The following is a 264-nucleotide window of genomic DNA, read 5'->3' as shown; positions in this document are numbered from 1 at the left end:
CCCGCGTCATGTTTCCGCTGCCGAAAAAGGCCGCGTATCAGAAATTCCGCAATCAGGCGTCGCGTTACGCTCTGGTCGGCGTGTTCGTCGCGCGGCGTCCGTCGGATGTCCGTGTTGCAGTGACCGGTGCGGGCGGTGACGGGGTGTTCCGCGCCACCGAGTTCGAAGAAGCGCTGAAGAAGCGGTTTTCGGCGAAGTCGCTCGAGGGGCTCACGGTGTCTGCCGATGGCCTCAACAGCGACATTCACGGCAGCGCCGAATATC

Annotated in this window: 1 protein-coding gene; it reads left to right on the top strand. The window is 63.3% G+C overall.

The features are described 5' to 3' along the window. On the top strand, window positions 1-264 hold a 264-nt coding region (locus FLQ44_RS02015; RefSeq protein ID WP_206208618.1), incomplete at both ends, for an FAD binding domain-containing protein.

Source organism: Vogesella mureinivorans (assembly GCF_007644035.1).
GTDB classification, from domain to species: domain Bacteria; phylum Pseudomonadota; class Gammaproteobacteria; order Burkholderiales; family Chromobacteriaceae; genus Vogesella; species Vogesella mureinivorans.
Note: the sequence above shows the minus strand (reverse complement) of the source record. Positions and strands in the feature narration are given on the sequence as shown.